This is a genomic window from Pseudomonas sp. CF161 (assembly GCF_000416215.1).
Taxonomy (GTDB): domain Bacteria; phylum Pseudomonadota; class Gammaproteobacteria; order Pseudomonadales; family Pseudomonadaceae; genus Aquipseudomonas.
In genome coordinates, this window is the sequence record NZ_ATLP01000112.1 from 1 (window position 1) to 12,616 (window position 12,616).

15 protein-coding genes and 1 pseudogene are annotated in these 12,616 nt (G+C 60.7%); 3 read left to right on the top strand and 13 right to left on the bottom strand.

The features are described 5' to 3' along the window. The 5 genes and pseudogenes from CF161_RS25850 to puuE form a co-directional block, all read right to left on the bottom strand. Positions 1-955: pseudogene (locus CF161_RS25850) on the bottom strand (urate hydroxylase PuuD); the annotation flags it as partial. A gap of 51 nt (positions 956-1,006) precedes the next feature. Further along, a complete protein-coding gene (locus CF161_RS25855; RefSeq protein ID WP_020299583.1) occupies positions 1,007-1,510 on the bottom strand; it encodes an ureidoglycolate lyase in 504 nt (167 codons plus the stop codon). Between the two features lie 79 nt (positions 1,511-1,589). Then, entirely contained in the window at positions 1,590-2,585 is a 996-nt protein-coding gene (gene alc / locus CF161_RS25860) for an allantoicase (RefSeq protein WP_020299584.1), read from the bottom strand. A gap of 92 nt (positions 2,586-2,677) precedes the next feature. Beyond that, the gene (gene uraD, locus CF161_RS25865; RefSeq protein WP_020299585.1) at positions 2,678-3,193 is read right to left on the bottom strand and encodes a 2-oxo-4-hydroxy-4-carboxy-5-ureidoimidazoline decarboxylase; all 516 of its coding nucleotides are present in this window, start codon (positions 3,191-3,193) and stop codon (positions 2,678-2,680) included. After that, the gene (gene puuE / locus CF161_RS25870; protein WP_020299586.1) at positions 3,190-4,116 is read right to left on the bottom strand and encodes an allantoinase PuuE; all 927 of its coding nucleotides are present in this window, start codon (positions 4,114-4,116) and stop codon (positions 3,190-3,192) included. The genes uraD and puuE overlap by 4 nt, the downstream gene beginning before the upstream one ends. 424 nt (positions 4,117-4,540) lie before the next feature. Here puuE and uraH point away from each other — a divergent pair, with 424 nt between their 5' ends. After that, positions 4,541-4,894, top strand: a complete 354-nt coding sequence (uraH, locus tag CF161_RS25875; protein ID WP_020299587.1) for a hydroxyisourate hydrolase — start codon at positions 4,541-4,543, stop codon at positions 4,892-4,894. A gap of 133 nt (positions 4,895-5,027) precedes the next feature. Here uraH and CF161_RS25880 read toward each other — a convergent pair whose 3' ends face one another. From CF161_RS25880 to CF161_RS25890, 3 genes are all read right to left on the bottom strand, one after another. Next, complete coding sequence (locus CF161_RS25880) at positions 5,028-5,654, bottom strand: LysE family translocator (protein WP_020299588.1); 627 nt, start codon at positions 5,652-5,654, stop codon at positions 5,028-5,030. A 63-nt stretch (positions 5,655-5,717) separates the two neighbouring features. Further along, positions 5,718-7,067: an NCS2 family permease gene (locus CF161_RS25885; RefSeq protein WP_020299589.1), complete on the bottom strand. Its 1,350-nt coding sequence runs from the start codon at positions 7,065-7,067 to the stop codon at positions 5,718-5,720. 300 nt (positions 7,068-7,367) lie between these two features. Continuing rightward, complete coding sequence (locus CF161_RS25890; protein ID WP_020299590.1) at positions 7,368-7,802, bottom strand: MarR family winged helix-turn-helix transcriptional regulator; 435 nt, start codon at positions 7,800-7,802, stop codon at positions 7,368-7,370. A gap of 82 nt (positions 7,803-7,884) precedes the next feature. Between CF161_RS25890 and CF161_RS25895 the strand changes: the two genes are divergently transcribed. Continuing rightward, a complete protein-coding gene (locus tag CF161_RS25895) occupies positions 7,885-9,051 on the top strand; it encodes a PLP-dependent aminotransferase family protein (RefSeq protein WP_020299591.1) in 1,167 nt (388 codons plus the stop codon). Between the two features lie 10 nt (positions 9,052-9,061). After that, positions 9,062-9,664, top strand: a complete 603-nt coding sequence (locus tag CF161_RS25900) for a glutathione S-transferase family protein (RefSeq protein ID WP_020299592.1) — start codon at positions 9,062-9,064, stop codon at positions 9,662-9,664. Positions 9,665-9,713: 49 nt separating this feature from the next. Here CF161_RS25900 and CF161_RS25905 read toward each other — a convergent pair whose 3' ends face one another. The 5 genes from CF161_RS25905 to CF161_RS25925 all read right to left on the bottom strand — a co-directional run bounded on the left by CF161_RS25905 (position 9,714) and on the right by CF161_RS25925 (position 12,483). Further along, a complete protein-coding gene (locus tag CF161_RS25905; RefSeq protein WP_020299593.1) occupies positions 9,714-10,085 on the bottom strand; it encodes a glutathione S-transferase N-terminal domain-containing protein in 372 nt (123 codons plus the stop codon). A gap of 101 nt (positions 10,086-10,186) precedes the next feature. After that, a complete protein-coding gene (gene folE / locus CF161_RS25910) occupies positions 10,187-10,732 on the bottom strand; it encodes a GTP cyclohydrolase I FolE (RefSeq protein ID WP_003204506.1) in 546 nt (181 codons plus the stop codon). 77 nt (positions 10,733-10,809) lie between these two features. Further along, positions 10,810-11,367 carry a Smr/MutS family protein gene (locus CF161_RS25915; RefSeq protein WP_020299594.1) on the bottom strand — a complete coding sequence of 186 codons (558 nt, stop codon included), beginning with the start codon at positions 11,365-11,367 and terminating at the stop codon, positions 10,810-10,812. Between the two features lie 73 nt (positions 11,368-11,440). After that, positions 11,441-11,761, bottom strand: coding sequence for a hypothetical protein (locus tag CF161_RS25920; RefSeq protein WP_043230410.1), 321 nt, complete (start codon positions 11,759-11,761; stop codon positions 11,441-11,443). Between the two features lie 131 nt (positions 11,762-11,892). Then, the gene (locus CF161_RS25925; protein WP_020299596.1) at positions 11,893-12,483 is read right to left on the bottom strand and encodes a cysteine hydrolase family protein; all 591 of its coding nucleotides are present in this window, start codon (positions 12,481-12,483) and stop codon (positions 11,893-11,895) included. Positions 12,484-12,616 lie beyond the last annotated feature (133 nt).

Consider the following 12,616-nt stretch of genomic DNA (forward strand, 5'->3'; position numbering starts at 1 on the left):
TTGGCACCACCGCCCAGGGCGGTTTCCGGCAGGGGCTGGTAGTCGATCTGGCCCGCGGCCTTGGCCACCGGTGCGGCGGTCGGGGCGGTCGCCGGACCGGTGACGTATGCCAGGCAAATCATGCCCAGGGCTGCCACGGGCAGGGTCCAGGCAAACTTGTGGCTGTTGTGGCGGGGGTTAATACCGCGATCCCAGCCAGGATCAGCCAGTTGTACGAGCTGCCGTAGGTGCTCGGGAAGTGGTTGCTGATCATGATGAACAGCACCGGCAGGGTGAAGTAGTTGTTGTGGCGCGAGCGCAGCAGGCCCTTGGCCGGCAGTGCCGGGTCGGGGGTGCGGTTTTCCGCGATGGCGGCGACCAGTGCGCGCTGGGCCGGCATGATGATGCGGAACACGTTCCCGACCATGATGGTGCCGATGATGGCGCCGACATGCAGGTACGCACCGCGACCGCTGAATACCTTGCTGAAGCCGTAGGCGGCCGCAATCAGCAGCACAAACAGGATCAGTCCGAGCAGGGCAGGGCGCTTGCCCAGGGCCGAGTCGCAGAGGAAGGAGTAGACGAACCAGCCGATGAACAGCGAGCCGATCCCGATGGCCACGCCTTCAGGGCCGCTCAGGCCGCTGCCCGGTGCCAGCAGGTACAGCGTGGGGTTGGAGTAGAACACCACGCACAGCAGCGCGATCCCCGACATCCAGGTGAAGTAGGCCTCCCATTTGAACCAGTGCAGGTTGTCCGGCATGGTCGGTGGGGCCAGTTTGTATTTTTCCAGGTGGTAGATACCGCCGCCGTGGATCGCCCACAGGTCGCCGGCCAGTCCATCCTTGGGGTTGACGCGGTTGAGGTTGTTTTCCAACCAGACGAAGTAGAACGATGCGCCGATCCAGGCCACGCCGGTGATCATGTGTACCCAACGCACGCTCAGGTTGAGCCATTCCAACAGATGTGCTTCCACAGTCTTTACCTCTCGCCTGTCACCCTTGTTGTCGGGTGATCAGACCTTCTCTTATTGGTGGGGGGCGAGGATCAAACGCTCATCCTCTTTGAAAAAATGCTCATCGCAGTTATTGCCTGTGCCACTGCGATCAACCACCAGGAAGTCATCCCGCTTTTCGATCGTCAGCACCGGGTGGTGCCAAACGCCGCGATGGTAATTAATGCCCTGCCTGCCATTACTGACAAAGGCGCGGACCAAGCCCGATACAGGTTCATCGCCAAGTGGCGCGACCACGATCAGAAAGGGGTTGCCGAGCAGCGGGATGAAAGCCTGGCTGCCCAGCGGGTGACGCTCCAGCATGCACACGGTCAGCGGCATGTCCTGCGCGTCGGCGCGGAAGATGCTGATGATCGCGTTGTCTTCCGGCGTAGCGGTTTCGACCGTCGCCAGTTTGTGAAAGCGCATGGTCGAACCGTTGTTGATCATGAAGTGGTCGCTGCCGTCGGTTTCAATCACGTCACCGAAGGGGGCGAAGGCTTCTTTGGTCAGGGGTTCGATCATCAGTGTGCGCATGGCTGTCTCTTATCCGAATTCTGTGTTGTTTGTTCTGCTTGGGTGGGGAGGGAGCAAGCTCTCTCCCCACGTGTACTGCTTATTTAGCGACCTTGCCCAAAATCCGCAGGCGGCTGACGCCACCGTCCGGGAAGATGTTCAGGCGGATATGAGTGATCGGGCCCAGGGCCTTGATCTGCTCGGCGAAGGTGTGTTCGGCGTGCATCTCCAGCTTCTGGCTCGGCAGCAGTTCACGCCAGAACAGCGACTGGGTCTCGATCTGGCTGTCGGTGCCGCCTTTGACAAAGGCACCCTGGATCGAGCAGCTGTCCGGGTAGTTGCCCTTGAAGTGCAGGGTGTCGACGACGATTTTCTCGACTTCGCCGGCGTGGCCTAGGGCGACGATGACCCAGTCGTTGCCTGGGGTACGGCGACGTGCGGTTTCCCAGCCATCGCCCATGTTGATCCCGCGCCCCGGGTTGAGCAGGTTGCTGATACGGCCGAAGTGTTCATCGGAGCATGCCAGGGCGCGGCCACCGTTGAGGGCCGAGGCCAGGTCGACCTGTTCGTTGTCACCAATCGCCGACCAGTCGCGGAACGGAATGCCGTACACCCGCAGGCGAGCCACGCCACCGTCCGGGTAGATATTGAAGCGCAGGTGGCTGAAGGCCTGGTCGTTGCTGATCTCGTGGTAGTGGTGGCTGTTGCCTTGCAGCTCGACGGCCGACAGCACTTCCACCCACTGGGTGTTTTCATTGGGCTCGCCGGAGGCCAGGAAGCAGGCTTCCAGGGACGCCGAAGGCGGGAAGTTGCCGGTGAAGAATGAAGTGTCAATGTCCACGCCCTTGATCGAACCTGGCACGCCCAGGCGGATCACTGCGCTGTCGTAGCCTTCGAAGCGCTTGCGGCGCGACTCCCAGCCGTCCATCCACTTGCCGTTGTCATCGAAAACGCCCTCCTTCCATACGGCCGGAGTCGGCTGGAACATCCGGTTGGCATCGGCGAACCAGTCATCGGTCACCGAAATGATCTTGGTGCCCAGGCGGGCATCGGCCAGGTTGACGAACTTCTCGAAAGGTACGGCGTAAGCTTTCATTCTTCTTGTCTGCCTTTAATAAAGTGGCTGGGGATGCTTGCAGAGCCCTGGGAAACCGTCGCGTACGTGGTGGGTCTCTCGGGCTAAGGTCGCTATAGGGTCAGTAAACGGAACAGGGCTATCTTGTTGATCTCCGCCAGCGCGCATTTGAATTCGGTGTCCACCGAGTTGTGAATGCGCGTTTCGAACGCCGCGAGGATCTGATGCCGGTTGCTGCCTTTTACCGCCATGATGAAGGGAAACTTGAACTTGGCCTTGTAGGCATCGTTCAGCTCGGTGAAGCGAGAAAACTCTTCGGCCGTGCATTGGTGAATACCGGCGCCCGCTTGTTCGTTGGTGCTGGCTTCGGTCAGTTGGCCCTGGACGGCGGCACGGCCGGCCAGGTCCGGGTGAGCGTTGATCAGTGCCAGCTGGCTGGCATGATCGGCGCTCAACAGGATGTCGCTCATGCGCTGGTGCAGGGTTTCGATCTCGTCGAGCGAAGGGTCCTGGCCCAGGTCGAAGGCCTTTTCGGCCACCCATGGCGAATGTTCATAAATGTCGGCGAAGGCTTGGACGAAGGCGTCGCGGCTCAAGGTCGAGGGCTTGAGGGTCTTGAAGTGGCTCATTGCGCGGCCCCTTGATAAGGGTGGGTGGCTTGCCAGTGGCGGGCAATGTCGACTCGACGGCTGAACCAGACCTGTTCGTGGCTTTTCGCGTATTCGATAAAACGCTTGAGCGCTGCAAGGCGGGCCGGGCGACCGATCAGGCGGCAGTGCAGGCCGATGGAGAGCATCTTCGGCGCGTCGCTGCCTTCGGCATACAGCACGTCAAAGGCGTCCTTGAGGTACTCGAAAAAGTCATCGCCCTTGTTGAAACCCTGGACCTGGGTGAAGCGCATGTCGTTGGTATCGAGGGTGTAGGGGATCACCAGGTGCGGCTTGCCGGTAGGATTGTTCGGCTCCCAGTACGGCAGGTCATCGTCGTAGGTGTCGCAGTCATAGAGGAAGCCTCCTTCCTCCATCACCAGGCGCCGGGTATTGGGACCGGTGCGGCCGGTGTACCAGCCCAGAGGGCGTTCACCGGTGATTTCGGTGAGGATGCGGATCGCTTCGAGCATGTGCTCGCGTTCCTGGGCTTCATCCATGTACTGGTAGTCGATCCAGCGGTAGCCATGGCTGCAGATCTCGTGGCCGGCATCGACCATGGCGCGGATCACATCCGGGTGGCGCTGGGCGGCCATGGCCACGGCGAAGACGGTCAGGGGGATGTCGAATTCCTTGAACAGCTTGAGAATCCGCCACACGCCGGCACGGCTGCCATACTCGTACAGCGACTCCATGCTCATGTTGCGTTCGCCCTGCAGCGGTTGCGCCGAAACCATTTCCGAGAGGAAGGCTTCCGACTCTTTGTCGCCGTGCAGGATGTTGCGTTCGCCGCCTTCTTCGTAATTGAGCACGAAGGACAGGGCAATCCGGGCATTACCCGGCCAGTGAGGATGAGGTGGGTTGGGGCCGTAACCGATCAGGTCGCGTGGGTAGTCAGCGCTCACTGCAGTCTTCCTTCTTGTGCGTGATAACGGTGGCGTGGCGTGGCCTGAAATACAAAAGCCAGGCTGGCGTCACTGCGATGGAATGATTGTATACAAAACTGTAATCACATTGTAAGCCTGAATTTTTGCATTTTTCATCGGTTTCCGGTGCAGGGTGACACTGCAAGAAACCTGCCTGACTGGTCAGCTAATCGACAATAAACCTTCTATTTCCATGGCGTGCCCGCCGGACGGTGGTTAAAGGCTTGATGGCCGTTAGATGACTTAATTTGTGATTTTTATTGTGTACAATTTTTTTGAAAAATGTCTTAATCAGTCGCTCGCCGCATTTTTTTCATGCCCTGAAAGGGTGCGGCCTCCTTATTAACTGACTCCGGGAGGCGCGAGGTCTGGGTGCTTGAAGCGCGCCAGCCACGCACAATCAATGGGACGTTTGACTACACACGTTTTGGATGCCGCACATGGCTGCCCTGGCAGCGCAATCAAGGTTGAACTGTACCGGGTCGAGGGTGCTCAGCTGGAGCTGGTCGCCAGCGCCCTGACCAACAGTGACGGCCGTTGCGATGCTCCCTTGCTGCGAGGTGATGACTACCGTTCCGGGGTTTATCAACTGCAATTCCACGCCGGGGACTACTACCGCGCCCGTGGCGTTCAGCTGCCTGAGCCGGCGTTCCTCGATGTGGTGGTGCTGCGCTTCGGGATCTCGGCCGAGCAGGACCATTACCACGTGCCACTGCTGATTTCGCCCTACAGCTATTCGACCTACAGAGGAAGCTAGGAGGCTCCCCCAAGAATCCTGCGCAAATAGCTTCTTTGGTCTTTCGCCCGCTCACACTGCGGGCTTTTTTTCGTCTGCTGCAAAGCGTTGCCGGCAACCGCCTCCCGCAGGAGGCGGCTCGCCGGCGTTGCCCTCAGCGGCTCAGCAGTGATGCCGCACCGGCGCCACCGAACAACCCGGCGCTGATGCGGTTGAACCAGCTCTGGCCCTTGCCGCTGCGCAGATAGCGCGCGGCACCGTGTGCGCCAAGGCCGTAGGCCAGCTTGCACAGCAGGTCGAGCACGGTCCAGGTGGCGATCATGATCAACAGCTGTGGCAGGAACGGCTGCTCGGCGCTGAGAAACTGCGGCAGGAAGGCGGCGAAGAACAGGATGTCCTTGGGATTGCTCGCCCCCAGGACGAATGCGCGCCCAAACAGTGCACGAAAGCGCGGGGTCGGTGCAGCTTCGGGCACATGCGCCCCCTGGGCAGGCTGCCGCGATTGTTGCCAGCTCTGCCAGGCGAGGTAGAACAGGTACACCGCGCCGACGATTTTCAGGGCGCTGAACAGCTGTTCAGAGGCCAGCAGCAGCGCGCCCAGGCCCAGCGCCGAAGCGCTCAGCAGGCAGATCGAAGCGAACACCCCGCCGAGAAACGCCGGGTACGAACGGCGCAAGCCGTAGTTCAAGCTGTTGCTGATCATCAGCAACGACAAGGGCCCCGGAATCAGGATTACCACCAGCGCCGCGCCGCTGAACAGCAGCCAGGTTTCCACACTCATCACTTTCCTCCCAATGCACAAAAGCCCCACCCGACGGGGTGAGGCGGTTAAAACCGGTGTCGCCTACAAGAAAATGAACTTGGCGATAAAGATCGCACACAGCACGTACAGGCTGACGGAAATTTCCTTGTGCTTGCCGGTGCCGGCCTTCAGCACCACATAGGTGATAAAGCCCAGGGCGATGCCATCGGCCACCGAGAACGTCAGCGGCATCATGATTGCCGTGACTATCGCCGGAATGCTGTCCGTGGCTTCATCCCAATTGATATGGGCCATGCCGCCCATCATCAGCATCGCCACGTAAATCAATGCGCCGGCGGTGGCATAAGCGGGAATCATGCCGGCCAGCGGTGCAAAGAACATGGCAGCGATAAATAGCACGCCGACGGTGACCGCGGTAAGACCAGTCCGACCACCAGCGGCAACCCCCGCGGCGCTTTCGACGTAGCTGGTTACCGGCGGCACCCCGACCATGGCCCCGAACACGCTGGACGCGCTGTCGGCCTTGAGGGCCCGGGAGAGGTTTTCGATCCGGCCATCGGCGTTGACCAGCCCGGCGCGTTGGGCCACGCCCATCAGGGTGCCGGCGGTGTCGAACATGTGCACAAACAGAAAAGCCAGGACCACGCTGATCATGCTGACGTTGAACACCCCGGCGATGTCCATCGCCATCCAGGTCGGGGCCAGGCTCGGCGGGGTCGAGAGAATGCCGTTGTAATGCACCAGGTCCAGGCCCCAGCCGGCTGCGGTCACGGCGATGATGCTGATCAGGATCGCGCCGAACACCCGGTGGTAGCTGAGTACGGCGATCATCAGAAAGCAGATCGCTGCCAGCAATGGGCCGGGTTCGCGCAACGAACCGAGCTTGATCAGGGTGGCCGGGCTATCGACGACAATGCCTGCGGTTTTTAGGCCGATCAGCCCGAGGAACAGACCGACCCCGGCGCCCATGGCATAACGCAGGCTCACCGGAATGCTATTGAGCAGCCATTCACGCACCCGGGAAAGGGTCAGGATCATGAACAGCACGCCCGAGATAAATACGGCGCCCAGCGCGGTTTCCCAGGTGTAACCCATGGTGCCGACCACGGTGTAGGTGAAAAACGCATTGAGGCCCATGCCCGGCGCCAGACCCACCGGCCAGTTGGCGTACAACCCCATCAGCAGGCAACCGAGGGCGGCGGCGATACAGGTCGCCACGAACGCCGCGCCATGGTCGATGCCGGCGTCGGCCATGATGTTGGGGTTGACGAAGATGATGTAGGCCATGGTGATGAAGGTCGTCAGGCCGGCAATCAACTCAGTCTTGACCGTGGTGCCATGCAACTTGAGTTTGAAGATGCGCTCCAGCCAGCCATGGCGCAGCGGCGGCGAGAGGTCGAGCGTAGGGGCTTCGGATTTGCGGCTTTCCACAGCGAGTACTCCTCAAGAGTTTTATTGTTATTTCCAGAACCGGACACGCGAGGGTGGGCAGCGGCTCTTTGAGGCAGGCAAGGCTGGCGGGTTTTGTTGACTGAAAGGTCAGGAACTCGCACGGAGCGAATTATGCGTTTGTATACAAAGAAAGCAAATAATGTTTTCTATATTGTATTCGAAAACTCTGGCACAACGGCTATATGCGCCAAAGGGTGACGCAAGGCCGCCAGGCGGCGCGGCCTGTATCGGCAACCGTGCAATCGTTTTCTGGGGCCAGATCTGGCCCGGGGGAGGGGATCAGCGGTTTTCGCCCAGCGCCTTGTTCACGGCCAGCCAACCATTCACGGCGGCCTCGCCGGCTTCGGCAAAGGCGCGTTGCAGCAGTTTTACCTGCTCCCGGCGCAATGACTGTTCAAAACGTACGCCGTCTTCGCTCAATTCGAGCAGGCGTTTGCGCTTGTCGGCTTCGGACGCAACGCTGCTGACCAGGTGCATTTCCATCAATTGGCGCAATGGAATGTTCAGCGCCTGCTTGCTCACGCCCAGGGCGGTGAGCAGTTCTTTCACGCTCAGCCCCGGGTAGCGGGCGATAAAAAACACAATGCGCTGGTGCACCCGGCTCAGGCCTCGGCGTTCGAGCATTTCGTCGGCCTTGGCGGTGAACGCCTGGTAGCCGAAGAAAAACGCTTCCATGGCGTCTTGCTGCGTGGTCTGGTTTTTAAGGTCAAGCATATTGACGTATCTACCCGGCTCGGCGTAATTTCGGTCAAGCAGTTTGACGTATTTCCTTCAGCCTTCGCTAGCGGTGATCCCCATGGCCTTCTCCGAACGTGTCTCTCGCCTTAAAAGCTCCCTGATCCGTGAAATCCTTGCCGCAGCCCAACGCCCGGAAGTGATGTCGTTTGCCGGCGGGCTGCCGGCCGAGGTGATGCTGCCGAAGATCGAGTGGGACGACATGCCGCTGTCCATGGGCCAATACGGCATGAGCGAAGGCGAACCGCAGCTGCGGGAGATCCTCGCCGCCGAGGCCCGGGCTCTTGGAGTGCCGTGTGAAGCGAGCCAGGTGCTGGTGGTCAGTGGCTCCCAGCAGACCCTGGACCTGGCGGCCAAGCTGTACATCGACAAGGGCACCGAGATCATGCTCGAAGCGCCGACTTACCTGGCGGCGCTGCAGATCTTCCAGCTGTTCGGCGCCGACTGCATCACCGTGCCCCTGGAGGCGGACGGACCGGATCTTGGGTCATTGCGCGCGCGCCTGGAAAAACACCGGCCGGCGTTTATCTACCTGATCCCGACTTTCCAGAACCCGTCGGCGGTGCGCTACAGCGAAGCCAAGCGCGATGCGGTGGCGGCGTTGCTCGATGAATTCGGCGTGACCCTGATCGAAGACGAACCCTATCGCGAGCTGACCTTTGACGGCGGCAGCGCCACCCCTATCGTCAGCCGCCTGAAAAACGCCAGCTGGATCTACACCGGCACCGTGTCCAAGACCTTGCTCCCCGGGTTACGCGTGGGTTACCTGATCGCCAGCCCGGACCTGTTCCCGCACCTGCTGCGCCTGAAACAGTCAGCCGACCTGCACACCAACCGTGTTGGCCAGTGGCAGGCCATGCAATGGCTTGGCAGCGAAAAATTCCAGCAGCACCTGCACGAGTTGCGTGCGTTTTACCGGGTGCGCCGCGATGCGTTCCAGGTCGCGCTGCAGACTCATTTCGCGGATCTGGCAGATTGGCAGGTGCCTCAGGGCGGACTGTTTTTCTGGCTGAGCTTGAAACAGCCCCTGGACACCCGCACCTTGCTCAAGCCGGCGCTGGAACAGGACGTGGCCTTTATGCCTGGCGAGCCGTTCTTTTCCGAGCCGGACCGCAATCCAGGTCATCTGCGGTTGAATTTCAGTCATATCGATCCAGCGCGGCTGGACGAAGGTCTCAAGCGGTTGGCCGCCGTAGTACGTCAAGCACAGGCTGCACAAGCAGCCTAAGGGGAGGGCCATGTACAAGGTTTACGGCGATTATCGTTCAGGCAACTGCTACAAGATCAAACTGATGCTGCACCTGCTGGGGTTGCCCTATGCCTGGCAGGCGGTGGATATCCTCAGCGGCGACACCCAGACCGAGGCCTTTCTGGCCAAGAACCCCAACGGCAAGATTCCGGTGCTGGAACTTGAGGATGGCACCTGCTTGTGGGAGTCCAATGCGATCCTCAATTTCCTGGCCGATGGCAGCCGGTTCCTGCCCAGCGAGCCGAGATTGCGCACCCAGGTCCTGCAATGGCAGTTTTTCGAGCAATACAGTCACGAGCCCTACATCGCCGTGGCGCGTTTTATCCAGCTGTACCAGGGCTTGCCGGCAGAGCGGCAGCATGAATACGAAAAACTGCAAAAACGCGGCTACAAGGCGTTGGACGTGATGGAACAGCAACTGAGTCGCACGCCCTATCTGGTGGGCGAGCAGTTCTCGATTGCCGATATTGCGTTGTATGCCTACACCCACGTGGCCGATGAGGGTGGTTTCGACCTGGTTCGCTACCCGGCGATCCAGGCCTGGATCCAGCGCGTACAAAGCCAGCCGGGGTATATCGGGATGTTTGACTGACCCCGCGCGACCGCCGGACCGGGGCTGAGCAGCCCCGGGGTTGGCGACCTCAAGCCGCCTGGAAGCGTTTGTCGAGGTAATCGATGATCACTTTGGATTCGTACATCCAGGTGGTCTGGCCGTTTTCTTCGATGCGCAGGCACGGGACTTTGATCTTGCCGCCCTGTTCCAGCAGGGTCTGGCGGTCCTGTTCGTTGTTCTTCGCATCACGCAGGGCCACCGGCACGTTCAGGCGGCGCAGGGTACGGCGGGTTTTCACGCAGAACGGGCAGGCATGGAACTGGTACAGGGTCAGGTCTTTGGCGGCCTGATCGACCTGGGCCTGGGCGGCGGCAGGGCGCTGCTGCTTGCGCGGGCGGGTGATGAAGTCGATGAGGATGATGAGTTGGCCCAGGCCGACTCGGAGCGCTTTGACAATCAAAATTACAGCCTCTTGCCCATGAATGAAGGGGCGGCAGCTTACCTGATTTTGCCCAGGCGAAAAAAAACCGGCGATGAACGCCGGTTTTTCTGTGTTCGGTATTACTTGATCAGGCTGAGAAACTCGCTGCGGGTAGCCGCGTTTTCACGGAACTCGCCGAGCATCACCGAGGTGATCATGGACGAGTTCTGTTTCTCGACACCGCGCATCATCATGCACATGTGCTTGGCCTCGATCACCACAGCCACGCCCAGGGCGCCCGTCACTTGCTGGACGGCGTCGGCGATCTGCCGGCTGAGGTTTTCCTGGATCTGCAGGCGGCGGGCATACATATCGACAATGCGCGCGACCTTCGACAGGCCCAGGACCTTGCCACTCGGAATATAAGCGACGTGGGCCTTGCCGATGAAAGGCAGCAGGTGGTGTTCGCACAGCGAGTAAAGCTCGATGTCCTTGACCAGCACCATTTCGCTGTTGTCGGAGCTGAACAAGGCACCGTTGGTGACTTCTTCCAGCGTTTGTTCATAACCGCGGCAGAGGTACTGCATGGCTTTGGCGGCACGCTTGGGCGTGTCGAGCAGGCCCTCGCGGGAGACGTCCTCGCCCAGTTGGCCGAGGATCGCGGTGTAATTCTGTTCCAGGGACATGAAACTACCTGTGGGATTTTACGCAAAGGGCAAGGGTACGGTGGCGGACACGACGCTGCAAGCACGCAACATCGGCTTTATTCGTCGCGACCTTCCATCATGGTGCGTTTGAGCATGACGTAAACGGCTCCGGCACCGCCATGCCTGGCCTGGCACGAGGTGAAGCCGAGCACTTGCGAATGCTGGCGCAACCAGGTGTTGACGTGGCTTTTGATCATCGGCCGCTTGCCGTCCAGGCGCACGGCCTTGCCGTGGGTCACGCGCACGCAGCGGATTTCGAATTTGGTGGCTTCGGCGAGAAAGGCCCACAGGGTTTCCCGGGCTTTCTCCACGGTCATGCCGTGCAGGTCGAGGCTGCCTTCGAACGGGATCTGGCCAACCTTCAGCTTGCGCATCTGGCTTTCCTGAACCCCGTCGCGGGCCCACATCAACTCGTCTTCCGGGCCCACGTCGATGACGAACTGGTCGGACAGGCCATCCACGGTCGTGGCGTCGTTGCGCACGGTCGCGGCCTGGCGCAATGTCGCAATCTGCGCCCGGTCGGACTTGGGTTTGCCGGTATCGGCGCGATCATGCTTGATCGGCTTTACGCCGCGGATCTCGCTTTTGAACAGGGAAAAATCGTCGTCTTGCATGTCAGCCTCCGCGAAGGGCGGCTAGTTTACCCAACTCGACGCCAGCGGCGCGACAAAACACGGGCCCGTCGATTCAGTCATGTTTTTTCATCAGGTGCGGGGCGATGTTCAGTGTCTGCGGTTGGCGCATGCGACGCCGGCAGCGACGCCAGAGCCAGACACCGGCGTACAGCAACAACAGGCCCACCACCAGAATCACCGCCGAGCCCGCTGGGCTCGCATTCAACTCGCCGAGTGCCGGAGGGCGTCCGAGCAGGCTGGCAGCGCCCGCCATTGCCAGCAGCACACCGAAGGTCGCCAGCAATGCAGAGAATGCCGCGCCCAAGCGCAATCGCCAGTTCCGCGGGCCTTTGGGCCGTAGTCGGCGTGCGTCAAAACCATCGGATATCTTCATTCCGACCTTCCTCAATGGGTATCGGCCCTTCGACCGGGAGATGCGCGGGTTGTTCCTGAGGCTAAGGCAATTGGCGCCAATGACAGGTTATTACGGATGAGCGGCCCACCAGCCGCTCATCTGAGGAGGGATCAAATCAAATCTTTGGTCTGCGCCAGGGTGGCGAAGTTGTCGGCCATGATTGCCATTTCGGTCTGCTGCACGGTTTCGGCGCTGAGGATGCCGCCCTTGTAGGGCAGGTCGCGGGTGGCGCAGGCGTCTTCCACTAACGTGCAGCGAAAGCCGAGGTTCTTGGCCGCGCGCACGGTGGTGCTGACGCTGGAGTGGCTCATGAAGCCGGCGACGATCAGGTCGAGCGAGCCGAGGTTCTGCAGGCGTTTTTCCAGGTCGGTGCCATGGAAGGCACTGGGCAGCAGCTTGCCGATGATGGTTTCGTCACCCTGGGGTTCGAGGCCGGGGATGAACTCGCCCCGTTCGCCTTGCGGGTCGAACAGGCCGCCGACGGTGCCCAGGTGACGCACATGCACCACAGGCCGACCGGCGGCGCGGGCAGCGGCCACTAGTTGCTGAATGTTGGCGACGGCCGCCGACATGCCGGACAGCGCCAGCGGGCCGTTCAAATATTCTTTCTGGGCGTCGATGATCACCAGGGTCGCGTGGCTCAGATTGGCCGCTGCGTAACCACGACCGCTGAGTTGAAACATCGTCTTTGGAACAGACATTCTGGGGCTCCTGTGAGTGGGGCTTTTGCGTCATTGTCCTCTGGCAGAGCGCTTCTGTGAATCGCTACTAACGTAAGGTGCGCCGTTGTTGGCTTACAGCCGTGTCAAGGGCCGCGTGCAATGGCGCCGGACG